The 22099-nt window shown below is 45.1% G+C and carries 21 protein-coding genes and 1 pseudogene; 6 read left to right on the top strand and 16 right to left on the bottom strand.

Translation table 11 applies throughout. The features are described from left to right. Position 1: 1 nt before the first annotated feature. The gene (gene prfA, locus LWH95_RS16415; RefSeq protein WP_003235802.1) at positions 2-1072 is read right to left on the bottom strand and encodes a peptide chain release factor 1; all 1071 of its coding nucleotides are present in this window, start codon (positions 1070-1072) and stop codon (positions 2-4) included. 125 nt (positions 1073-1197) lie between these two features. On the opposite strand from prfA, the gene gloA2 reads away from it, so the two are divergent. Continuing rightward, positions 1198-1584, top strand: a complete 387-nt coding sequence (gloA2, locus tag LWH95_RS16410; RefSeq protein ID WP_232920013.1) for an SMU1112c/YaeR family gloxylase I-like metalloprotein — start codon at positions 1198-1200, stop codon at positions 1582-1584. Positions 1585-1705: 121 nt separating this feature from the next. Beyond that, positions 1706-2260, top strand: a complete 555-nt coding sequence (gene racA / locus LWH95_RS16405) for a chromosome-anchoring protein RacA (RefSeq protein WP_232919999.1) — start codon at positions 1706-1708, stop codon at positions 2258-2260. Positions 2261-2295: 35 nt separating this feature from the next. Here racA and LWH95_RS16400 read toward each other — a convergent pair whose 3' ends face one another. The 11 genes and pseudogenes from LWH95_RS16400 to spo0F all read right to left on the bottom strand — a co-directional run bounded on the left by LWH95_RS16400 (position 2296) and on the right by spo0F (position 12840). Further along, positions 2296-3255 carry an AEC family transporter gene (locus tag LWH95_RS16400; RefSeq protein ID WP_003235811.1) on the bottom strand — a complete coding sequence of 320 codons (960 nt, stop codon included), beginning with the start codon at positions 3253-3255 and terminating at the stop codon, positions 2296-2298. A gap of 81 nt (positions 3256-3336) precedes the next feature. Beyond that, a complete protein-coding gene (malS, locus tag LWH95_RS16395; protein WP_232919998.1) occupies positions 3337-5034 on the bottom strand; it encodes an oxaloacetate-decarboxylating malate dehydrogenase in 1698 nt (565 codons plus the stop codon). A 289-nt stretch (positions 5035-5323) separates the two neighbouring features. After that, the gene (locus LWH95_RS16390; RefSeq protein ID WP_232919997.1) at positions 5324-5911 is read right to left on the bottom strand and encodes a thymidine kinase; all 588 of its coding nucleotides are present in this window, start codon (positions 5909-5911) and stop codon (positions 5324-5326) included. An 88-nt stretch (positions 5912-5999) separates the two neighbouring features. Then, the gene (rpmE, locus tag LWH95_RS16385) at positions 6000-6200 is read right to left on the bottom strand and encodes a 50S ribosomal protein L31 (protein ID WP_003151132.1); all 201 of its coding nucleotides are present in this window, start codon (positions 6198-6200) and stop codon (positions 6000-6002) included. Positions 6201-6318: 118 nt separating this feature from the next. Beyond that, positions 6319-7602 (bottom strand): transcription termination factor Rho, encoded by a 1284-nt coding sequence (gene rho, locus LWH95_RS16380; protein WP_003221939.1) that lies wholly within the window; start codon positions 7600-7602, stop codon positions 6319-6321. Between the two features lie 30 nt (positions 7603-7632). Further along, a pseudogene (locus LWH95_RS16375) lies at positions 7633-7795 on the bottom strand (hypothetical protein). Between the two features lie 212 nt (positions 7796-8007). Then, positions 8008-8973, bottom strand: a complete 966-nt coding sequence (gene glpX, locus LWH95_RS16370; RefSeq protein ID WP_003235818.1) for a class II fructose-bisphosphatase — start codon at positions 8971-8973, stop codon at positions 8008-8010. Between the two features lie 30 nt (positions 8974-9003). Continuing rightward, positions 9004-10293 carry a UDP-N-acetylglucosamine 1-carboxyvinyltransferase gene (locus LWH95_RS16365; protein WP_003235821.1) on the bottom strand — a complete coding sequence of 430 codons (1290 nt, stop codon included), beginning with the start codon at positions 10291-10293 and terminating at the stop codon, positions 9004-9006. A gap of 378 nt (positions 10294-10671) precedes the next feature. Next, on the bottom strand, positions 10672-11310 hold the full coding sequence (gene fsa / locus LWH95_RS16360; RefSeq protein ID WP_003235823.1) for a fructose-6-phosphate aldolase: 639 nt from the start codon (positions 11308-11310) through the stop codon (positions 10672-10674). 118 nt (positions 11311-11428) lie between these two features. Then, a complete protein-coding gene (locus LWH95_RS16355; protein ID WP_003243339.1) occupies positions 11429-12286 on the bottom strand; it encodes a class II fructose-bisphosphate aldolase in 858 nt (285 codons plus the stop codon). Between the two features lie 179 nt (positions 12287-12465). Beyond that, positions 12466-12840, bottom strand: a complete 375-nt coding sequence (spo0F, locus tag LWH95_RS16350) for a sporulation initiation phosphotransferase Spo0F (RefSeq protein ID WP_003227621.1) — start codon at positions 12838-12840, stop codon at positions 12466-12468. Between the two features lie 165 nt (positions 12841-13005). Here spo0F and LWH95_RS16345 point away from each other — a divergent pair, with 165 nt between their 5' ends. Further along, positions 13006-13527, top strand: coding sequence for a DUF2529 domain-containing protein (locus LWH95_RS16345; RefSeq protein WP_024572667.1), 522 nt, complete (start codon positions 13006-13008; stop codon positions 13525-13527). Between the two features lie 82 nt (positions 13528-13609). On the opposite strand, the gene pyrG is transcribed toward LWH95_RS16345, so the two are convergent. The 4 genes from pyrG to LWH95_RS16325 all read right to left on the bottom strand — a co-directional run bounded on the left by pyrG (position 13610) and on the right by LWH95_RS16325 (position 19404). Further along, positions 13610-15217 carry a glutamine hydrolyzing CTP synthase gene (gene pyrG, locus LWH95_RS16340; protein WP_003235830.1) on the bottom strand — a complete coding sequence of 536 codons (1608 nt, stop codon included), beginning with the start codon at positions 15215-15217 and terminating at the stop codon, positions 13610-13612. Positions 15218-15458: 241 nt separating this feature from the next. After that, on the bottom strand, positions 15459-15968 hold the full coding sequence (gene rpoE / locus LWH95_RS16335) for a DNA-directed RNA polymerase subunit delta (RefSeq protein ID WP_232919996.1): 510 nt from the start codon (positions 15966-15968) through the stop codon (positions 15459-15461). A gap of 182 nt (positions 15969-16150) precedes the next feature. Further along, entirely contained in the window at positions 16151-17290 is a 1140-nt protein-coding gene (gene acdA, locus LWH95_RS16330) for an acyl-CoA dehydrogenase AcdA (protein WP_003235835.1), read from the bottom strand. Continuing rightward, a complete protein-coding gene (locus LWH95_RS16325; RefSeq protein ID WP_232919995.1) occupies positions 17287-19404 on the bottom strand; it encodes a heterodisulfide reductase-related iron-sulfur binding cluster in 2118 nt (705 codons plus the stop codon). Before LWH95_RS16325 ends, acdA begins: the two co-directional genes overlap by 4 nt. A 154-nt stretch (positions 19405-19558) precedes the next feature. On the opposite strand from LWH95_RS16325, the gene cls reads away from it, so the two are divergent. From cls to LWH95_RS16310, 3 genes are all read left to right on the top strand, one after another. Further along, complete coding sequence (gene cls, locus LWH95_RS16320) at positions 19559-20758, top strand: cardiolipin synthase (protein WP_232919994.1); 1200 nt, start codon at positions 19559-19561, stop codon at positions 20756-20758. Positions 20759-20770: 12 nt separating this feature from the next. Beyond that, entirely contained in the window at positions 20771-21733 is a 963-nt protein-coding gene (gene uvsE, locus LWH95_RS16315; protein WP_232919993.1) for a UV DNA damage repair endonuclease UvsE, read from the top strand. An 80-nt stretch (positions 21734-21813) separates the two neighbouring features. Then, positions 21814-22086 carry a hypothetical protein gene (locus tag LWH95_RS16310; RefSeq protein WP_003235842.1) on the top strand — a complete coding sequence of 91 codons (273 nt, stop codon included), beginning with the start codon at positions 21814-21816 and terminating at the stop codon, positions 22084-22086. The last annotated feature ends 13 nt before the right edge of the window (positions 22087-22099 follow it).

Raw genomic sequence — 22099 nt, 5'->3', positions numbered from 1 at the left:
CTTAACCTTCCGACTGCTGAAGCTTGCTTGCCTGATCTTCAACAATCAGCGCTTCAACCACTTCGTCAAGTTTTCCTTCAAGAATCTGATCAAGCTTTTGAATCGTCAGGCCGATTCTGTGATCCGTCACACGGTTTTGCGGGAAGTTGTATGTGCGGATACGCTCAGAGCGGTCACCTGATCCAACTGCTGATTTCCGTGTTTGATCATATTCAGCTTGGGCTTCCTGCTGAAATTTATCATAGATTCTGGCACGGAGAACCTTCATTGCTTTTTCTTTGTTCTTGATTTGAGATTTTTCATCCTGGCATGATACAACAACACCTGTCGGCAAATGCGTCAGACGAACGGCAGACATTGTTGTGTTAACGCTTTGTCCGCCCGGTCCGCTTGATGCAAACGTATCGACTCGGATATCCTTCTCATGAATGTCAACCTCTACCTCTTCTGCCTCAGGAAGACATGCTACTGTTGCAGTTGATGTATGGATACGGCCGCCTGATTCTGTTTCCGGAACACGCTGTACGCGGTGGGCGCCGTTTTCATATTTGAGTTTAGAATATGCGCCGCTTCCCGTAATCATAAAGATGATCTCTTTGTAGCCGCCGGTTCCGGTTACACTCGCTTCCATGACCTCTGTTTTCCAGCCTTGAAGCTCGGCATAACGGGAATACATTCTGTACAGGCTGCCCGCGAATAAAGCGGCTTCCTCGCCTCCCGCAGCTCCGCGGATCTCCATGATAACGTTTTTGTCGTCATTAGGATCTTTCGGGATCAGGAGCACTTTCAGGCGTTCTGACAGTGTTTCCGTTTCCTTCTGAAGTTCAGAAATCTCTTCCTTCACCATGTCGCGCATCTCAGCGTCCAGCTTCTCTTCTAGCATCGCTTTTGCATCAGCCAGCTGTTCTGACGCATCTCTGTATTGTCTATATACGTCAACTGTTTCTTGTATATCAGATTGCTCTTTTGAATATTCTCTTAGCTTTTTAGGATCGTTGACTACTTCTGGATCGCTTAAAAGCTCATTTAATTTTTCGTATCGTTCTTCGATTGACTTTAAACGGTCTAACACGGTCTTCACCTCTGTTTTCCTGTGCGTAACATTCTCATTATAGTATAGTGATTAACCCCAGTCAAAAGCATTTCAATCCCAGCTTGAAAAGCCTCCTCTGCTATACTGGGAATCGAGGAGGGATGATGTTGCTGAAATCCATACATCACATTGCAATCATATGTTCAGATTATGAAAAGTCGAAAGCTTTCTACGTACATAAGCTTGGTTTTCAAGTCATTCAAGAAACGTACCGCGAAGAGCGCGGCTCCTATAAGCTTGATTTGTCGCTTAACGGCACGTATGTCATTGAGCTGTTCTCGTTTCCCGATCCGCCCGCGCGCCTAACCCAGCCTGAAGCGGCAGGCCTGCGCCACCTTGCCTTCACAGTCAGCAGCTTGGATAAGGTAGTTCAGAAGCTTCATGAAAAAGGAATCGAAACAGAGCCGATCAGAATAGATCCGCTGACCGGCAAGCGTTTCACCTTCTTTTTTGATCCGGACCAGCTTCCTTTAGAGCTGTATGAACAGTAACGGTTTTTGAAGAAAAAAAGGAGATACCCACTTTCTTTGCCGAATCTTTTCTTGTTTTGTCTAATAGGAAGGGAACCGCATTCTATGGTCGAATACCTAGCTAAAAAGGAGGTATGGGATCATGAATACAAATATGGTAGCAAGTGAACTCGGCGTCTCCGCAAAAACGGTGCAGCGGTGGGTGAAGCAGCTGAATCTTCCGGCCGAACGCAATGAGCTTGGACACTATTCGTTTACGGTAGAAGATGTAAAGGTTCTAAAATCTGTTCAAAAACAAATTTCTGAAGGCACGGCGATTCAGGATATTCATGTGCCGCAAAGCACTAAAAAGCGCACAGGCTTCCTTGTCCAAAAAACAAATGGCGACACAGAACGGAGAATCGAACAGCTCGAACAGAAGCTCGACACCCTTTTACAGCAAAAGCAGGACGAAAACGAGCTGCTGGCAAGGATCGGGGAACTGGAACGCCAGCTAAAACAAAAAGCCGATGAGGGTGTATCTTATCAGCTGCTTCAGCACCGCAGAGAAATTGATGACATCCTTGCAGACCTGCAATCACTGACCTCGCAAATAAAAGAATTCACCGCCCAGCCGATCCCCGAGACTGCTGCTTCTTCTGAAAAAACAAAAACAAGAAAAAAACCGCTTTTGTCACTTTTCAAATTTCAGACCTAAAGTAAAAAAGCTCCCTTTACGGGGAGCTTTTTTGATTACGCAGTAAGCGCGATAATAATCGGAAGTGAAATCAATGACAGAATCGCACTGACCACAAACGCAGTCGCAGTTTCTTCTTCTTGTTTCTCGAAACGAGTCGCAATCATGGCTGCTACGGCAGAACCAGGGAATGCAACAAGAAGGATCGCTTTTGTCATTTGGTCAGCTGGAAGTCCGACTGCAAGAGCAATCAGGAACATTAACGCAGGCTGAACCGCAACTTTTAGTAACGCAATACCGATAGCCGGCATACTGAGTTTGATTTTACGGATACCAACAGTAACACCGACAGCGAAGAGAGCAACACCAGATGTTGTGCTTCCAAGCTGATCAAGCATTTTAACACCCAGCTCAGGAAGAGTGAAGTTGAAAACCAGCACTAAGATCATACTGATTAACGGAGCAGCTGCAAGCGGCTCACAAAGGCCATGCAGGATTGATTTTCCTGTCATCTTCCAGAAGCTGTCGCCGTCCTTTTCGTTTTTCTTAGAAGACTCACCGACAGTAGCGATAATAATCGCAAGCGGATCAAGAATCGCGTTTACCACGATACCTGTAACCGCGATCGGAATCGCAACTTCATTCGCCCCGAACAAGCTTCCCAATACAGGAATACCCATAAATGCGAATGTTGGCTGTGCAGAGTTCAAAGAAAATACAGATGAGTTCGTTAAATCATACTTCAAGATAAATCTGCAAACCAAAAGAATGATGATATAGAAACCAACAATCCCAATAATTAAAGAAACCATCAATGGAACTTGTGATAAAAATTCACTTCTGGAAGTTGTCAAAATACCAGCGATAAAGTGAGCTGGAAGTGCGTATTTCGTTACTAACGTACTTACCCCTTTTGCCGACTTGGCATCATAACTTCCAAAATGTCCTGCAAACCAACCCAGCACAATAACAAAGAATATCGGTGCCAGGAGGATTAAGATATCTAAGATGCTCAAAATATTCTCCTCCAAATCCTATGTCCGTATACTTTAGCTTTACAAAAAGCTTTCCCTCGGACGAAAAAATTTACTCGCTAATTATTTCGCGATGACTTTTTTGTATTCAGGTGTCCACATTGCATCAAGGACAGCTTGTTTTACATCTTCAGGCTGACGATTTGCTACGCCTTCTTTAATTGCTGCTTCAGCAACGGCAATCGCAACTTGAATAGAAACTTCTTGAAGCTTATCGATGCTTGGAAGCAATCCTGCTCCAGGTGTTTCGAAGTCAACCATTTCAGCAATCGCATCAGCAGTTGCAGCAAACATCGCAGGCGTAATGATACGCGCTTCAGCTACAATTGAACCAAGTCCAAGACCAGGGAACGCGAATGCGTTGTTAGATTGTCCGATTTCATAAGAAACACCGTTGTATTCTACATTGTCAAATGGGCTTCCTGTTGCAATAAGCACTTTTCCGTCAGTCCATTTGAACAGATCTTCAGGAACTGCTTCAGCAAGGTGAGTCGGGTTAGACATCGGCATGATAACCGGACGGTCTACGTGAGATGCCATTTCTTTTACAATTTCCTCTGTGAACGCACCTGAAACCCCTGAAGTACCAATCAAGATCGTTGGTTTCGCTTGGCGAACCACTTCATCGAATGGAATTTGGCCTTTTTCATCGCGCTTCCAGTCTTTTACTTCATCCGCACTGCGTAGGTAAGGTTTTTGGAAATCAAGGATGCCTTCGATTTCTTCAGTCAGCAAGCCTCTGTAATCAAGTGTGTAGAAGCGTTTGTTAGCTTCTTCTTCAGATAATCCAGCAAGCACCATTGTGTCGCGGATTTGGTCAGCAATACCGATACCAGCAGAACCAGCACCGAAGACAACAACACGCTGATCTTTAATAGAAGCGCCAGTTTTCTTCATCGCCGCAAGCACACCAGCAAGTGTGATCGCTCCTGTACCTTGGATATCATCATTAAATGTAAGAATTTCATGATTGTATTTTTTCATGATATTACGTGCATTTTTGTTACCAAGGTCTTCCCAGTGAAGAAGCGCTTTAGGGAAGAATTTCAATGCCGCTTTTACATAAGCGTCAATGAAAGCTTCATAGCGTTCGCCTTTAACACGCTCATGCTTGTTACCAATATATAAAGGATCATTCAGAAGTTTTTCGTTGTTCGTACCGACATCAAGCACAACCGGGATAACACGGCTAGGGTCAATACCAGCTGCAGCAGTGTAAACAGCCAATTTACCGATTGCGATGTTAATACCGCCTACACCCCAGTCACCGATACCGAGAATACTTTCAGAGTCAGTAGCAACGATAAGATCAATATCTCCTGCAGTCGCATGAAGGTTTTCAAACGCTTTTTCAATACCGTCAATGTTGTCGATTGACAAGTAGATACCTTGAGGTCTTCTATATTCATGGCTGTATTCCTGAATCGCTTCACCAACTGTTGGTGTGTACACAACAGGAAGCATTTCGCGAAGATGGTTTTTCAGCAATTTATAGAAAAGAACTTCGTTACGGTTTGCAAGATCACTTAAGTAAACATTTTGACGAAGGCGGTCAGGCTGCGCTTGGAATTGCTCGTATGCGCGTTGTGCTTGTTGATCAAGAGAAAGTACAGTTGGCGGCAGAAGTCCTTCTAAGCCAAGTTCTTGTCTTTCTTCTACTGAAAAAGCAACGCCTTTATTTAAAGTAGGAATAGATAAAACTTCTTTCCCTCTAAGAGTTGTTTCTAAGTGGCCTTCTTTCGTTTTTTTTATGTTATTCAAGCAAATCTCCTTCTTTCTTGAAATAGTTAACCAAGTTAAGTAATAACCCATCTAAAATATGACCGATCATGATCTTTATGCGACTTTGTGACAATTATTCGAACAATGTCTCAAAACTATTTACATTACGTTAGTTATTTTATGCCTGTCAAAATCAAAATTCAAGGGAAGAAAATTACTTAATTTTTTAATACACTTAATTAAATTTTTTAATTGGATGTTATCAGAATATAAAAAAAACACCGGTGTTTTTACACGGTGCTTTCTATCTTTTTACCCATGTTTTGGGTTAATTTTTAGATTTTCCTGGGACTTCGTGATGATGTCTGCATCTTGCTTCATACGATTCGGATGCGCCCACCTTTATGACCGGATCATCGTAAGAAGCAGGTTTGCCGTCAATCAGGCGCTGTGTTCTGCTCGCCGGTGATCCGCAGACGGAACAGACGGCTTGCAGTTTCGTCACACTTTCCGCAATCGCCATAATATCCGGGACGACGCCGAACGGCTCTCCTCTAAAATCCATATCAAGACCCGCTGCAATCACACGGTAGCCTTTATCGGCAAGAGATGATAAAACCTCAACAATGTCCCGATCAAAAAACTGCACTTCATCAACCGCAATCACATCCGTACTTTCACTGATGTGATCCCAAATGTCCGCAGCAGAAGAAATGGCATAGCTCGTCATGGATGTTCCATTATGGGAGACAACAGCATCTTCGCTGTAGCGATTATCAATCACAGGCTTAAATACCCTGACTTCCTGCTTGGCGTAAGTCGCTCTCTTCACTCTTCTGATCAGCTCTTCAGATTTCCCCGAGAACATGCTGCCGCAAATCAGCTCAAGCCACCCGCTTTGTTTCATTATGTACATAGGCTCCGCTCCCCTCTCTCTGCCAGCTGTGTTTTAGACAATATAAAAAACAGGCAAGACTGCTTCCTGCCTGTTGAAAAATCTATTATTACTTAAGACCGTATTTTTTGTTAAAGCGATCAACACGACCATCAGCAGAAGCGAATTTTTGACGGCCAGTGTAGAATGGGTGGCATTCAGAGCAAATCTCAACGCGTACCTCTTCTTTTACTGAGCCTGTTTCAAATTCATTTCCGCAAGCGCATTTAACTGTTGCTTTTTTGAAATTAGGATGAATTCCTGCTTTCATTGTATCCATCTCCTTCCGCCCTGAATCCCGTGTGGAAACAGAGTTATTATTTCGGAGCATTGTCCGAAACGCATATGAGAAAATTATATCAGTGATTTACTTCTTTTGCAAATACAATTTATCTTCTAGCAGATGATAGATTTGCCTGTTTCCATTCTTGATTGAGAATATCGAAAAATTCCTGGTTTGTTTTGGTTTTTTTCATTTTTCTCATGAATTTTTCTGCGAAATCAGGTGAATCAGACATTGTTTTTCGGATCGACCATAAACGATCAAGATGCTCTTTAGGCACAAGCAGCTCTTCCTTGCGCGTTCCTGAACGGCGGATATCGATAGCCGGGAAGATGCGGCGCTCTGCCAGAGAGCGGTCAAGGTGTAGCTCCATGTTGCCTGTTCCCTTGAATTCTTCATAAATGACATCATCCATACGTGACCCTGTATCGACAAGAGCCGTAGCAAGGATGGTTAAGCTGCCGCCCTCTTCGATATTTCTCGCTGCCCCGAAGAAGCGTTTCGGGCGGTGGAACGCTGCTGGGTCAATCCCTCCGGAAAGCGTTCTTCCGCTCGGCGGAATCACTAAGTTGTAGGCGCGGGCAAGGCGTGTGATGCTGTCCATCAGGATGATAACATCTTTTTTATGTTCCACGAGACGCATTGCGCGCTCAAGCACAAGCTCGGCCACTTTGATATGGTTTTCCGGCACTTCATCAAACGTTGAGCTGACGACATCACCAGCTACAGAGCGCTCGATATCGGTTACTTCCTCCGGTCTTTCGTCGATCAAAAGCACGATGAGCTCTGCTTCAGGCTGATTCGCTGTAATGCTGTTGGCAATTTCCTTCAGCAGCATCGTTTTTCCGGCTTTTGGCGGCGCAACAATCAAACCGCGCTGTCCAAATCCGACCGGCGCCATCATGTCCATAATTCTTGTAGACAAGAAGTTCGGCTTTGTTTCAAGCACCATTTGACGATCTGGATAAAGAGGTGTAAGCGCCGGGAAATGCACACGCTCTTTTGCTGATTCAGGATCATCTCCATTCACTGCTTCAACGTGCAAAAGTCCATAGTAACGCTCATTTTCTTTTGGCGGGCGAACCTTGCCTGAAACTTTGTCTCCGTTTCGCAAATCGAAACGGCGGATTTGTGAAGCTGAGATATAAATGTCTTCTGAGCTTGGAGAGTAGTTGATCGGTCTCAGGAAGCCGAAACCTTCAGACTGGATGATCTCAAGAACGCCTTCCATAAACAGCAGATCTTCCTGTTCTGCATTCGCTTTCAGAATGGCGAAAATGAGTTCTTTTTTTGTCAGTTTGCTGTAGTAGGAGATTTTATAATGTCTTGCAAGTTCATAAAGCTCTTTTAATTTCATATTTTCCAAAGAGGAAATAGATACGTCTTTCATAAAAACACCACGCTTTTCATAGTCAATATCTTACTCTGCACATGTAAATCTGCTGCTTTTGCACAACATCCGCCAAAGCACATTCTTTTTTTAACATAAAGGAACTTCTATCGGTAACACTTCCACCCATGATCGGCGCTTTTGTTAAAAGGATTGTCTTAATGAGTTTTGAAGGAAGCGAGGACAAAAACATGAGAAGATCAATACTTATATCGTCTGTATGCGGTAGAAATTGAAACTTTCCTAGTGCTTAAAAGAAGGAATTACGCAGTAAAAATCGCAGCACTCTTTATTTTTACCTTATTTCAAAAAATTATTCAACTGAAATAAGGTTTTGACACGGAATTGATAGAGTTGACTCTTTTCTGCAAAAGAAAAGCGGGCTCACACCCGCTTTTTCTTTTTTTATGGACGGATTACAAGATTTGGTTTCTTTTTCAGGCTGTGTCTGCCGTCAACGAAGCGGACTGTGCCTGATTTTGCACGAATAACTAAGCTTTCAGTTGTGCCGACAGAGCCTTTGAATTGAACGCCTTTTAACAGCTCGCCGTCAGTTACCCCGGTAGCTGCAAAAATCGCGTCATCACCCTTCACAAGGTCTTCCATACGGAGGACTTTGCTTAAATCAAGGCCCATTTTGTGGCAGCGTGTGATTTCTTCATCGCTTTGCGGAAGAAGTTTACCGATAATTTCTCCGCCCAGCGCTTTTAACGCAACAGCAGAAAGCACACCCTCAGGAGCTCCGCCTGATCCGAACAGGATGTCAACGCCCGTGTGGTCGAAAGCCGTGTTGATGGCGCCTGCGACATCGCCATCATTGATCAATTTGATTCTGGCGCCGGCCTCACGAAGCTCGGAAATAATTTTTGCGTGTCTTTCACGGTTTAAGATTGTGGCAACGACGTCCTCAACGTCCTTATTTTTCGCCTTTGCCACCGCTTTAAGGTTATCAATGACAGGTGCCTCAATATCAATACAGCCCACCGCTTCTGGACCGACTGCGATTTTTTGCATATACATGTCAGGAGCGTTCAGAAGCGTGCCGTGGTCTGCGACGGCGATAACCGTCAGCGCGTTCCAGCCGCCGCTTGCTAGGATGTTTGTGCCTTCAAGAGGGTCAACTGCAACATCGACGCGCGGGCCGTACCCGTTTCCGAGTTTTTCCCCGATATACAGCATCGGCGCCTCGTCCATTTCTCCTTCACCGATCACAACGGTTCCTTTCATCGGAACTGTATCAAAAACGTCTCTCATTGCGCTTGTTGCCGCTTCATCAGCCTCATCTTTTTTCCCCCGGCCCATCCATCTTGCAGATGCCAATGCCGCAGCTTCGGTCACACGTACCAATTCCATTGATAAACTTCTTTCCATTTCAACACGATCTCCTCTCACAAGAAACCATTATGAATTTTGAAGCTGTTCTATTTCTTCGTCAGTCATTCTTTCACGCCAGATTGTTGCTCCTAGCCCCTCGAGCTTCTTCTCAAGGGTGCTGTATCCGCGGTCAATATGCTCCAAGCCCGTAATTTCCGTGACGCCGTCAGCCATCAGGCCGGCTACGACCAGACAGGCTCCGGCACGCAGATCACTCGCCTTCACTTTTGCGCCTTGAAGCTCGACAGGACCTGTGATGATGGCAGATCTGCCTTCTACTTTCATATTGGCACCCATCCGTCTCAGCTCATCAATGTGCTTGAATCTTGCCGAGTAAATGGTGTCCGTGACGACGCTTGTCCCTTTTGCCCTTGTCAGGAGTGCTGTCATCGGCTGCTGCAAATCAGTCGGAAAGCCCGGGTATACAAGGGTTTTGACATCAACCGGCTTTAAGTGCTTCTGCCCGCCGACAATGAGAAGCTGGTCGTCGCTTGTTTCGATATGATAGCCCATTTCTCTCAGCTTTGCCGTTAACGACTCAAGATGAGTGGGAATCACATTATCGATAATGACTTCCTTGCCCATTGCAGCCCCTGCAATCATAAATGTCCCGGCCTCAATTCTGTCCGGAATGATCGTATGCTTGCAGCCGTGCAGTTCCTTCACGCCATCGATTCGGATCACATTGGTTCCCGCACCTTTGATTTTAGCGCCCATGCTTGTAAGCAGTGTCGCGACATCAATAATCTCAGGCTCCTTGGCAGCGTTTTCGATGATCGTTTTTCCTTCTGCCAAAACAGCGGCAAGCATAATGTTAATGGTTGCCCCCACACTTACGACATCTAGATAAATGCGTGCGCCTCTCAGCCTTTCAGCACGCAAATAAATGGCGCCTTGTTCATTGGTTACTTCAGCTCCAAGTGCTTCAAAGCCTTTAATATGCTGGTCAATCGGGCGGGGGCCCAAGTGGCAACCGCCGGGCAATCCGATGACGGCCTGCTTGAAGCGGCCGAGCATCGCCCCCATTAAATAATACGACGCGCGAAGCTTTTTTACTTTTCCGTTAGGAAGCGGCATGCTGATCATCGACGTGGGGTCAACAACCATTTCCCCATTCTCAAAATGCACGTTGCCGCCGATTTCCTTTAACAGGTCACGCAGCGTTTCAATATCTGAAATCTCTGGAAGCCCTTCAATTGTCACCTCGGAATTTGCCAAAATGGTTGCAGGTATTAATGCAACAGCACTGTTTTTAGCGCCGCTGATATGTACTGTACCGTTTAACGAGTCACCGCCGGCAATATTCAACTTTTCCATGATAGTCTCCTTCCATAAGAAGATAGCTGCGGAGCTAAATAAAATGTCATTTTATTCTGTCTCTGCAAATAAAGCTCATGTCCAAAATCTAGCCAATTCGAAGAGAAAGAATACAACACATTGTAAAATATCAGGAAGAAAATAGCGAAGCTTTGCGGGGCACAGGTTTCGAAAATTGCACAGAGACCCGCCGGCTCAAGAGACATCGTCGTCATCCGGCAAAAGCAGTACGCAAACCCTTCATTCCGATATCAGCTTCTGCAGCCCAATGATTCCTTCTCTGTAAAGCGGCGTTTGCATCTGAAGGTCCGCTGTATCAGGACGGTGAAAAACAAAGGCCGCGGCAAACAGGCATAAAGCTGTTTGCCGTCCTTTGCATTATTTATTCCAGTCTGCCAGGAATTGTTCGATTCCTTTGTCTGTTAACGGGTGCTTAGTGAGCGCATGAATGACTTTCAGCGGCATTGTGCCGATATGAGCCCCTCTTAAAGCGGCTTCTGTCACGTGCTGCGGATGGCGGATTGACGCCGCAATGATTTGTGTTTCAAGACCGTGAATGTCAAAAATCTGCTTGACGTCTGAAATCAGGTCAAGTCCGTTGTGGCCGATGTCATCTAAACGTCCCAGGAATGGTGATACATACGTTGCCCCTGCTCTGGCAGCAAGAAGCGCCTGGTTTGCATTGAAGATCAATGTGACGTTTGTTTTGATGCCTAAGTCAGTAAGTGCTCTTACCGCTTTTAAACCGTCAGACGTCATCGGGATTTTCACCGTAATGTTCGGTGCGATTTTCGCCAGTTCTTTTCCTTCCTCGATCATTTCCTCAGCTTTCAAAGAAATAACCTCTGCACTTACAGAGCCTTTCACGACGTCTGTGATCTCGCGAAGACGGTCGTGGAATGATACGTTAGCTTCTTTTGCTACTAAACTAGGATTCGTCGTTACACCGGCGAGAATTCCTAATTCATTCGCTTCTCTAATTTCATCGATATTAGCTGTATCAACAAAAAATAACATTTTCAAAAAGCCTCCCTGAGTAAGAAATTTTCTGAACTGTGAATATGATTGCGCTTTCTAAAGATAGACGGAAAACCGCCTGTCAAGCTGTCAGGCGGCTATAAACGTTCCAATTGAATTAAGCTTGGTTTGAAGAACCAAATTCACGCATTTTACCGATAACTGTTTCTTTGATCGCTTCACGAGCTGGTCCAAGATATTTACGTGGATCGTACTCGTCAGGCTTAGCTGCCAATGTTTCGCGAACAGCTTTTGCAGAAGAAATTTGGTTTTCAGTATTCACGTTGATTTTAGCTGTACCAAGTGAAATTGATTTTTTGATGTCAGCAGTCGGAATTCCAGTACCACCGTGAAGAACTAGCGGAAGACCAGTTGATTTTCCGATCTCTTCCATTTCTTTGAAGCCAAGGTTTGGCTCACCTTTGTAAGGGCCGTGAACAGAACCTAATGCAGGTGCAAGGCAGTCGATGCCAGTGCGCTCAACAAGCTCTTGGCACTCTTTAGGATCAGCGTAGATTACGCCTTCAGCGATAACGTCATCTTCTTGTCCGCCTACTGTTCCAAGCTCAGCTTCTACAGATACTCCGTGGAAATGAGCAAGCTCAACAACTTTAGCAGTTGTTGCTACGTTTTCTTCAAATGGATGGTGAGAAGCGTCGATCATTACAGATGTGAAACCTGCATGAATCGCTTTCGCACAAGATTCAAAGCTTGAACCGTGGTCTAAGTGAATCGCAACAGGAACTGTCACTTTGTACTCTTCCATAAGTGCTTTTACCATAGCTACGACTGTTTTGAAGCCGCCCATGTAGCGTCCCGCACCTTCGGAAACACCAAGGATCACTGGAGATTTTTCTTCTTCAGCTGCTTGTAAAATCGCTTGAGTAAACTCAAGGTTGTTTAAGTTAAATTGTCCTACAGCATAACCTTTTTCTTTAGCTGTATTCAACATTTCCGTCATAGAAACTAAAGGCATGTCGAATGTCCTCCTTATGTAGCCTGATTGTCTTCTAGCGAAAAAAGCTTTCCACCCTAGCATGACCCATCTATTGCTGTCATATGTAAATACCAGATCGCTTTTTCTCCATAACTAGAATACCAACTTTTCGACAAATCGGCAACACAATGACATGATTCATTTGTTTCTTCTTTTTGTCAATTAGACTTCAGGGGCAGATATTTTTTCACGGCATCTCTGATTTCGTCGATGTCAAACGGCTTCGCAAAGTGCGTCAAAGCGCCCAGTTCCTTTGATTCCTGGATCATGTCGAGCTCTCCGTATGCCGTCATGATGATCACCCGGATGTTTTCATCAATGACCTTCATCCGTTTTAAGATTTCGATACCGTCCATGCCGGGAATTTTCATGTCCAGAAGCACAAGGTCGGGCCGTTCTTTTGTCACGATGTCAAGCGCCTGCAGGCCGTTTGCAGCCTGAAACGTCTGGTAGCCTTCTTTATTGAATACTTCGTTAAGCAAAATACGTATGCCGTATTGATCATCAACGATTAAAATTTTTTCATTCATCATTTTACACCCCAATATTATGATTTTCGTCAAAAGTAAGCAGTAGTGTATGTATTCTGTTTGATTTTCCTATTTCCTTTAATTATAATAGTCTACTTTACGACATTTTCTGAGCATTTTCTCTTTTGTTGTATACTGATATTGTACGTTATAAAGGAGGATTCACTTATGTTGAAAATATTTACGACACAGTTAACAGGTATTTTTTCCCGCATTCAGGATAAGGAATCTGACGCGATTGAAGATGGGGCGCGGCTGCTTGCTCAAGCGGTGATCAGCGGGCATTCCATTTATTTATATGGAGCTAATGAGCTTCAGGGCGTCTTTTATGAGGCCACCGAAAGCAAAGAACCCTTCCCATCTGTCAAAGCCTTTCCAGAAAGCGCTGAGGAAGTGACAGAAAGCGACAGGGTGCTGATGTTTTGTTCAGGGACGGGCACAGCCGAAGAGCAGGCGCTTGCGAAAGAGCTTTATGAAAAAGGTGCGGGAGTCGTATGCGTATCGCCCGCAGCTAAAGACAGTGCGGGAATTGAACAATATTGTGATGTGCATATTGATTCTAAATTAAAAATGCCGCTTGTTCCCGATGAAGACGGCACCCGTTACGGATTTCCCTCTTTAATGACAGCACTGTATGTCTACCATGCTTTATCGTTTACATTAAAAGAAATTCTGCAAGAGTATGCATAATATCTTATTGTACATGCTGTCTCTTGCCGGAAACAAATAAAAAAGACTTGCCCGCTTTTGACAAACGGCAAGTCTTTTTTTATTACTTCTGATTTGCAGCTTCGACAGACGCTCCGATAAAGCCTTTGAATAACGGCTGAGGTCTTGTCGGTCTTGACTTAAACTCTGGGTGGAACTGAGAAGCCACGAACCAAGGGTGGTCTTTCAGCTCGATAATTTCAACAAGGCGTCCGTCAGGGCTTGTGCCTGAGAATACGAAGCCTTGGTCTTCCATTTGCTGTCTGAATTCGTTGTTGAATTCATAACGGTGGCGGTGACGCTCATACACCACTTCATCCTGATACACTTCAAAGGCTTTCGTGCCTTCTTCAAGCTTACAAGGGTAAAGGCCGAGACGAAGCGTTCCGCCGAGATCTTCAACATCCTTCTGTTCAGGAAGAAGGTCGATGATCGGGTATTGCGTTGACGGATCAATTTCCGCTGAGTGAGCGCCTTTTAAGCCCAGTACGTTTCGTGCGTATTCAATAGACGCAACCTGCATGCCCAAGCAAATGCCTAAGAACGGAATTTTGTTTTCGCGCGCGTATTTTGTTGCGACGATTTTACCCTCAACACCGCGGTCTCCGAATCCACCCGGCACGATGATGCCGTCCGTTCCGCTTGTGAGCTCTTCGATGTTGCTTTCTGTCACTTCTTCCGCGTTGATCCATTTTACTTTTACATCTGTGTCAAACGCATACCCCGCATGGCGGAGAGACTCAACAACAGAGATGTATGCGTCAGGAAGCTCAACGTATTTACCGACAAGGCCGATTGTGATCGTTTGAGACAGGTTGCTGACTTTGTTCACAAGCTCATGCCACTCGGACATTTCCGCCTCTTTGCATTCCAATTTCATGTGCTCGCAAACGAGCTTATCAAGCCCTTGTTTTTGAAGCTCGAGCGGAATGGAGTAAAGATTGTCCGCATCTTCACACTCGATAACCGCTTTTGTATCGATGTCGCAGAATAGCGCGATTTTGTCTTTCATATCTTGAGAAATCGGCATTTCTGTACGAACGACGATGATGTTTGGCTGAATGCCCAAGCTGCGCAATTCTTTTACGCTGTGCTGTGTCGGCTTTGTTTTTAATTCGCCCGCAGCTTTAATGTAAGGAACAAGCGTACAGTGGATGTACATTACGTTTTCACGGCCGATGTCGCTCTTCATTTGGCGGATCGCTTCAAGGAATGGCAGTGATTCGATGTCTCCGACAGTACCGCCGATTTCTGTAATGACAACATCTGCGTTTGTTTCTTTCCCCGCTCGGTAAACACGGTCTTTCAGTTCGTTTGTGATGTGCGGGATGACCTGTACGGTTCCGCCAAGGTAGTCTCCGCGGCGTTCTTTTTTAAGAACTGTCGAATAAATTTTACCTGTTGTCACGTTGCTGAATTTATTCAGGTTGATGTCGATAAAACGCTCATAGTGACCAAGGTCCAAGTCTGTTTCAGCGCCGTCATCCGTTACGAATACTTCACCGTGCTGGTACGGGCTCATTGTTCCCGGGTCAACGTTGATGTATGGATCGAATTTTTGAATCGTCACATTCATTCCGCGGTTTTTCAGCAAACGTCCTAATGAAGCTGCTACAATACCCTTTCCAAGTGAGGATACAACTCCCCCAGTTACAAAAATATATTTCGTCATTTCGTTTGCTCCTCTCTTCGCTCTTAGCTACATTTTTAAAATGTACTATTTTATAAAAAATCATTTAGCCTTTTAAATGATTTATAAGAAAAATGAGGGGTGAAAATAAGAAAGCTCCCTTTCAATTTCTTGAAAGGGAGCATAACGTACTATGTTCTCTCTTCGTTTTTGAAGAGCCCAAAATACATACTACATAGTTCGACTATGAAAGTCAAGATCGTTTTGAAGATGAAATCTTTTACTATTTGAGATCCTCTTCTTCTTCTTCATAGTCTTCATCATCTTCATCAATAATATCCTCTTCGATCTCAAGATCGTCGTCATCTTCATCGTCAAAATCGTCGGTGTCAAGATCAAGTTCTTCCTCGACTTCATCTAAATCAATGTCGTCTTCGTCGATCTCTTCAAACTCGTCAAGATCAAGATCTTCTTCGACTGCTTTCTTCGCTTTTTTCTTTTTCGCCTTGACTGTCGGCTGCGTTTCTTCGTCAAGCTGATCATACGGATACCAGCTGCGAAGCCCCCAAGTCTGGTCAGAAAGCGCCAGGAAGCGGCCGTCAATGTTTAAATCTGTATAAAATTGAGCGATGCGGTCTCCAAGCTCTTCTTTTGTCACGCCGAGCAAAGATGCGATTTCATTTAAAAGCTCCTGAAATGGAACTGGTTTTTTATGTTCTTCAAATAATTCGTGAGCGATTTCAACTAAAGCCATTTCCTTTAGCTCTTCCTGTGAATATTGTTTGATACCCAAGGTCGGACACTCCCTTTCTATTACATATATGTATCTGTTTTATCAATAATGAAAGCGATTTTGTATCGTTCTTATACAAACCATACCTCTCATTATAAACAAAATAAAACAGAATATGCTACCCTTAACGGCGTTAATTTAAATAATTTTACAAGAGTGATCCGACTGATAGATGTTTTGCATCAATCCGCGAGCATTCGGGAGATGACAAGTCTTTGAATTTCTTGAGTGCCTTCATAGATTTGCGTGATTTTTGCATCACGCATATAGCGTTCAACCGGATAATCTTTTGTATAGCCGTAGCCGCCGAAAATCTGCACGGCTTCGGTCGTCACCTTCATCGCCGTATCCCCCGCCAGCAGTTTGGACATAGCAGAAGCTTTTCCATATGGAAGACCTGATGATTCAAGCCACGCTGCCTGATAGGTCAATAGCCTTGAAGCTTCTATCATTGTAGCCATATCTGCGAGTTTAAAAGCGATGCCCTGCTGCTCGGCGATCGATTTTCCGAATTGCTTTCTCTCTTTTGCGTATTGCAGCGCCGCATCAAGCGCCCCCTGAGCGATTCCCACGGCTTGAGCGGCAATGCCGTTTCTGCCTCCGTCTAGCGTCTTCATCGCGATTTTGAAGCCTTCCCCTTCTTCTCCGAGTCGGTTTGCTGCAGGCACAACACAATCTTCGAACGTGATTTCCGTTGTCGGGGACGAACGGATGCCCAGCTTCTTTTCTTTCTTGCCTGTCAAAAATCCTTCGAAATCCTTTTCTACTATAAAAGCGGAAATGCCTTTTTTCTTTTTCTCGGGATCGGTGACGGCAAAAACAATGTAAATATCCGCAATCCCGCCGTTTGTGATAAACACTTTTGAACCATTTAACACATAATCATCGCCGATTCGTTCAGCAGTTGTTTTCATGCCGCCGGCGTCAGAACCGGACCCTGCTTCGGTCAAAGCGAAAGCGCCGATTTTCTCTCCGAGGGCCAGCTGTGTTAAGTGCTCTGTTTTCTGTTCTTCCGTCCCAAAGGCAAACAGCGGCCAGCTGCATAGAGAGATATGAGCGGAAAGCGTCACACCGGTGGAGGCGCACACTTTCGAAAGCTCCTCCACCGCGATGACGTAAGCCAGAAAGTCACTTCCGATTCCTCCGTAATCTTCAGGCCACGGGATTCCCGTCAGCCCTAGATTCGCCATTTCCCGAAACAGCTCGCGGTCGAAGCGTTCTTGTTCGTCGCGTTCTGCCGCTGTCGGGGCCACTTCATGCTTTGCAAAATCACGGACCAATTTCCTGATCATTTCGTGTTCTTCTGATAATGAAAAATTCATGGCTTCTCCCCCATTTTCATATCAGCTCCTAAGACAGATTGGGCCAGAAGCTCGGCGACGTCATACGTTTTGACCCGGTCTTCGGCTTCTTTCGCCTTTGTGCCGTCCCCAAGCATCGTGAGACAGTACGGACAGCCGGAGCTGATCACCGATGGGTTAACCGCGAGTGCTTGCTCTGTCCTGGCGACGTTAATCCTGTTGCCCGTTTCTTCCTCCATCCACATTAATCCCCCGCCGGCGCCGCAGCACATGCCGGTTTCCCGGTTTCTTTCCATTTCAATCAGCTGTACGCCCGGAATGGCTTTCAAAATCTCCCTCGGCGGATCATAGACTTCGTTGTACCGGCCCAAGTAACATGAATCATGGAAGGTAATCGCCTCTTGTAGCGGGTGCTGCGGTTTTAATTTCCCGTTCTTCACCAGCTCGGCCAGCACTTCTGTATGATGATAAACCTCGCCTTCAAATCCGAAATCCGGATATTCGTTTTTAAATAAATTGTATGCGTGCGGGTCGATCGTAACGATTTTTTTGATATCATTTTTTTCAAATTCAGAGATATTCTTCTCAGCCAGCTCTTGGAACAAAAATTCATTTCCGAGGCGGCGCGGCGTGTCTCCTGAATTTTTTTCTTTATTGCCGAGGATCGCGAAGGTCACGCCCGCGTGATTGAGCAGCTTGGCAAAGGAGACAGCGATTTTCTGGCTTCTGTTGTCGTAAGACCCCATGGAACCGACCCAGAAAAGGTACTCAAATTCTTTTCCTTCTTTTTTCATTTCTTTTACGGTCGGAATCTCGGCATCCGGCGCCGCGTCACGCCAATTTTCACGTTCCTTGCGGTTGAGGCCCCACGGATTTCCCTGCCGCTCGATACTGGTCATGGCGCGCTGTGCGTCACTGTCCATTTTTCCTTCTGTCAGTACGAGGTAGCGGCGGAGGTCGATGATTTTATCCACGTGTTCGTTCATGACGGGGCATTGATCCTCGCAATTCCGGCAAGTCGTACACGCCCAAATTTCTTCCTCTGTGATGACGTCGCCGATCAAGCTCGGATTGTAATCCAGCGCGGCGGCGGCTTCCTGAGATCCGCTACCCGCTGACGCTGCCGCCAGCTGATTGCCTCTCATATGCCGGAACGCTGCCGCGGGCACCCAAGGCGAGCGTGAGGTGACGGCCGCGCCTTTTTCTGTGAGATGGTCTCTGAGGCGCAAAATCAAGTCCATCGGCGACAGCATTTTTCCGGTGCCTGTTGCAGGACACATATTGGTGCAGCGGCCGCACTCGACACACGCGTACAGATCAAGCAGCTGGGACTGCCTGAAATCTTCTATTTTCCCCGCTCCGTAGCTTTCTTTCGTTTCGTCGGTAAAATCGATTTTTTCAAGCTTTCCGGCCGATTCCATTCTGTTGAAAAAAACATTGGCAGGTCCGGCGATTAAATGGGCATGCTTCGACTGAGGCACGTACACTAAAAAGCTCAGCAAAAACAGAAGATGGACCCACCATGCGATATAGAAAATGACCGCCGCGCCTGTTTTCCCAATTCCGCCAAGCAAAAACGCAATACCAGATGCTATCGGCTCGCTCCAAGAAAGCCCGTGCTCATGCCAGATCAGATTCATCCCGTTTCCAAGCAGAACCGTCAGCATTAACCCCCCAATAAAAATGAGAACAAGTCCTGCTTTGAAACCGCGTTTCAGCCTGACGAGCTTTTCGATATAACGTCTATAGAATGCCCAGCCCACAGCAATTAAAATGAGAAACGTAACGATTTCCTGAAAAAAGGTGAAAGCGGGATAGACAGGGCCAAGCGGCAGATTCCGATCGGGAGCCAGTCCTTTGATGATAAAGTCAATAGCTCCGAACTGAACCAATATAAATCCGTAGAAAAACATGACGTGAATGATTCCGCTTTTCTTGTCCTTGAGCAGTTTTTTCTGTCCGAATACATTCACCCAAATGGCGTGAAGCCGTTCCTTGATCCGTTTATCAAATTGTTCTTTCTGGCCGAGCCTGATGTAGGCCAGTCTCGTTTTGACCAAGTAAACAAACAAATAGACAGCGTAAGCGGTTACAACCAGAAATAACAATGCATTTGCGATAAGAAAGCCGCTCATTCCAATTCCCCCTTTTTACTGATAAAGACCGCGATCCCCTACCCTCGAATCTGTATAAGATTATCTTTATGATAAATAATGAATGAGTGTTCAGTCAATAATTAAATTCCTGCTGTTCGGGCACACTATCTTTACTACGGAAAGGAGTGCCGGGATGAAGATATTTTTCGTGATTCTCATCATTGTCATCATACTATTGGCTTTCATTCTGCTTGATATCTTCATGGGACGCGCCATTTATAAAAAAAACGCGTACGAGCCTGTTTTTTCAAAAAAGAAGAGCGATATTGAATTGATCCACTGCGGTGCTGATCTTGTGGAACGGATGATGGAAGACATCCGCCAGGCCGTTTCTTCAGTTCACGTTATGTTTTTTATTATGAAAAACGATGAGGTCAGCCACAATATGTTTACGCTACTGAAAGCAAAAGCACAAGCCGGTGTTTCTGTTTATTTGCTGCTGGATTGGTCCGGCAGCCAAAAAATTAAAAAGCCGGCGCTGAAGACGATGAAAAATGCCGGGGTTCAGGTTCATTTTCTTAACAAGCCTCGTTTTCCTTTTTTCTTTTTTCATATGCAAAAACGGAATCACCGGAAAATCGCTGTGATAGACGGAAAAATCGGCTATATCGGCGGGTTTAACATCGGTGAGGAATACCTGGGAAAGAAGGCGAAGTTCGGCAATTGGGAGGATTATCATTTGCGTATGAAGGGAGAAGGCGTCCGAGATCTTCAGACCCTTTTTACCGCCGACTTGAAACGAAATACCGGATCAGCTGAACTAAGCCCGGATGTTTGGCCGGAGCTTCCACAAGGGAATATCTCTCATAAGATTTATGCGACTGACGGTTATTCTCTTGAAAAAACGTATTTGGCAAATATTGCGAAGGCAAAAGAGCGCATTACCATTTGCACACCTTATTATATTCCGACAAAATCACTTCAGCAGGCCTTGGTCAAAGCAAGAAAAAACGGTGTAGCCGTTTCGATCATCGTGCCGATGAAATCAGATCATCCGCTGGTCAGAGAAGCAGCTTTTTCGTATTATTCGGAGCTCTTGGATGCCGGCTGTCTTATCTACCGCTTTTATCAGGGGTTTTATCATGTAAAAGCCCTGATTATTGACGATCATTTCAGCATCATCGGCACCGCCAATTTTGATCAGCGAAGCTTTTTTTTAAATGAAGAGGTGAATGTTGAAATCGATGATAAGGCTTTTACAAAAGAAGTCTATGCCACGATTGAAGAGGATATTAAAAGGTCGGAGCTGCTGACAAAGGAGAATTTCAAAAAACGCACATTCAGGCAGCGCCCGGCGGAATGGCTTGGCAGAGCAATATCTTATTTTTTATAAAGGAGAGTTCCTATGATTTTCAGATTCGGGTTCGTTTCAAACGCGATGAGCCTTTGGGATGCGTCTCCCGCTAAAACATTAACATTCGCGCGTTATTCCAAGCTTGCAAAGGATGAAAGAAAAGAAGCGCTTCTAACTGTGACAAAAGCCAATTTGCGCAATACGATGAGAACCCTTCACTATATCATCGGCCACGGCATTCCTTTGTACCGTTTTTCCAGTTCGATTGTTCCGCTGGCCACGCATCCCGATGTGATGTGGGATTTTGTGACGCCGTTTCAAAAGGAGTTTCGGGAGATCGGGGAGCTTGTCAAAACACATCATCTAAGAACAAGCTTTCACCCCAACCAATTCACTCTGTTTACGAGCCCGAAGGAATCCGTCACAAAAAATGCGGTAACCGATATGGCGTATCACTACCGCATGCTTGAAGCCATGGGCATTGCTGATCGCTCCGTTATCAACATTCATATTGGCGGCGCTTACGGAGATAAAGAGACTGCCACTGCTCAATTTCATCAAAATATGAAGCAGCTGCCGCAGGAGATCAAACAGCGAATGACGCTTGAAAATGATGATAAAACATATACGACGGAAGAAACGCTTCAGGTCTGTGAAAAAGAGGATGTTCCGTTTGTCTTTGACTTTCATCATTTTTACGCCAATCAAGATGATCACGCCGACCTGAATGAAGCACTGCCCCGGATGATCAAAACGTGGGAGCGGATCGGGCTGCAGCCAAAGGTTCACCTGTCTTCCCCAAAATCGGAGCAAGCCATACGCAGCCATGCCGATTATGTTGACGCCAACTTTTTGCTGCCGCTCTTGGAACGCTTCAGGCAATGGGAAACAAATATTGATTTCATGATTGAAGCAAAACAGAAAGACAAGGCGCTTCTCCGCCTGATGGATGAATTAAGCTCCATCCGCGGCGTCAAACGCATCGGCGGCGGCACGCTGCAATGGAAATCTTAAATGTGCAAAATCAGGTTTACAGATCGTCGGCTCTGGGAACATACGCTATATAAGACAACAATCGATGGAGGAGAAAGATCATGAAAAACATCAAGTCTCTGAAAGTAGCCGCACAGGCATTTACTTTAAGAAATTTGATTCATCTTTATAAAATGTGCCATTCCGGAAGCCACGAGGTTTATATTTATTCGAAGAAAACGATGTGCAAAATCAAAAGCTTAATTGAGCTTGAAACGTTCCGCATGGCTCATAATGAAAAGGAATATTTGATTGTAGTGGAAGGAACCAAAGCCTCACAGCTGATTGAAAAATTCCAAAATATCGTCGAGCCTGCTGAAAAAGAGGCGCTTTAACTTACATATAAAA

This window comes from Bacillus sp. G16 (assembly GCF_021282335.1).
Lineage (GTDB): Bacteria > Bacillota > Bacilli > Bacillales > Bacillaceae > Bacillus > Bacillus inaquosorum.
Note: the sequence above shows the minus strand (reverse complement) of the source record. Positions and strands in the feature narration are given on the sequence as shown.

Coding starts and splice junctions, on each gene's coding strand:
- gloA2 (WP_232920013.1), top strand. CDS start 1,198: ATGTTGCTGAAATCCATACATCACATTGCAATCATATGTTCAGATTAT.
- racA (WP_232919999.1), top strand. CDS start 1,706: ATGAATACAAATATGGTAGCAAGTGAACTCGGCGTCTCCGCAAAAACG.
- LWH95_RS16390 (WP_232919997.1), bottom strand. CDS start 5,911: ATGTACATAATGAAACAAAGCGGGTGGCTTGAGCTGATTTGCGGCAGC.
- rpmE (WP_003151132.1), bottom strand. CDS start 6,200: ATGAAAGCAGGAATTCATCCTAATTTCAAAAAAGCAACAGTTAAATGC.
- rho (WP_003221939.1), bottom strand. CDS start 7,602: ATGAAAGACGTATCTATTTCCTCTTTGGAAAATATGAAATTAAAAGAG.
- glpX (WP_003235818.1), bottom strand. CDS start 8,973: ATGGAAAGAAGTTTATCAATGGAATTGGTACGTGTGACCGAAGCTGCG.
- LWH95_RS16365 (WP_003235821.1), bottom strand. CDS start 10,293: ATGGAAAAGTTGAATATTGCCGGCGGTGACTCGTTAAACGGTACAGTA.
- fsa (WP_003235823.1), bottom strand. CDS start 11,310: ATGTTATTTTTTGTTGATACAGCTAATATCGATGAAATTAGAGAAGCG.
- LWH95_RS16355 (WP_003243339.1), bottom strand. CDS start 12,286: ATGCCTTTAGTTTCTATGACGGAAATGTTGAATACAGCTAAAGAAAAA.
- spo0F (WP_003227621.1), bottom strand. CDS start 12,840: ATGATGAATGAAAAAATTTTAATCGTTGATGATCAATACGGCATACGT.
- LWH95_RS16345 (WP_024572667.1), top strand. CDS start 13,006: ATGTTGAAAATATTTACGACACAGTTAACAGGTATTTTTTCCCGCATT.
- pyrG (WP_003235830.1), bottom strand. CDS start 15,217: ATGACGAAATATATTTTTGTAACTGGGGGAGTTGTATCCTCACTTGGA.
- acdA (WP_003235835.1), bottom strand. CDS start 17,290: ATGAATTTTTCATTATCAGAAGAACACGAAATGATCAGGAAATTGGTC.
- LWH95_RS16325 (WP_232919995.1), bottom strand. CDS start 19,404: ATGAGCGGCTTTCTTATCGCAAATGCATTGTTATTTCTGGTTGTAACC.
- cls (WP_232919994.1), top strand. CDS start 19,559: ATGAAGATATTTTTCGTGATTCTCATCATTGTCATCATACTATTGGCT.
- uvsE (WP_232919993.1), top strand. CDS start 20,771: ATGATTTTCAGATTCGGGTTCGTTTCAAACGCGATGAGCCTTTGGGAT.
- LWH95_RS16310 (WP_003235842.1), top strand. CDS start 21,814: ATGAAAAACATCAAGTCTCTGAAAGTAGCCGCACAGGCATTTACTTTA.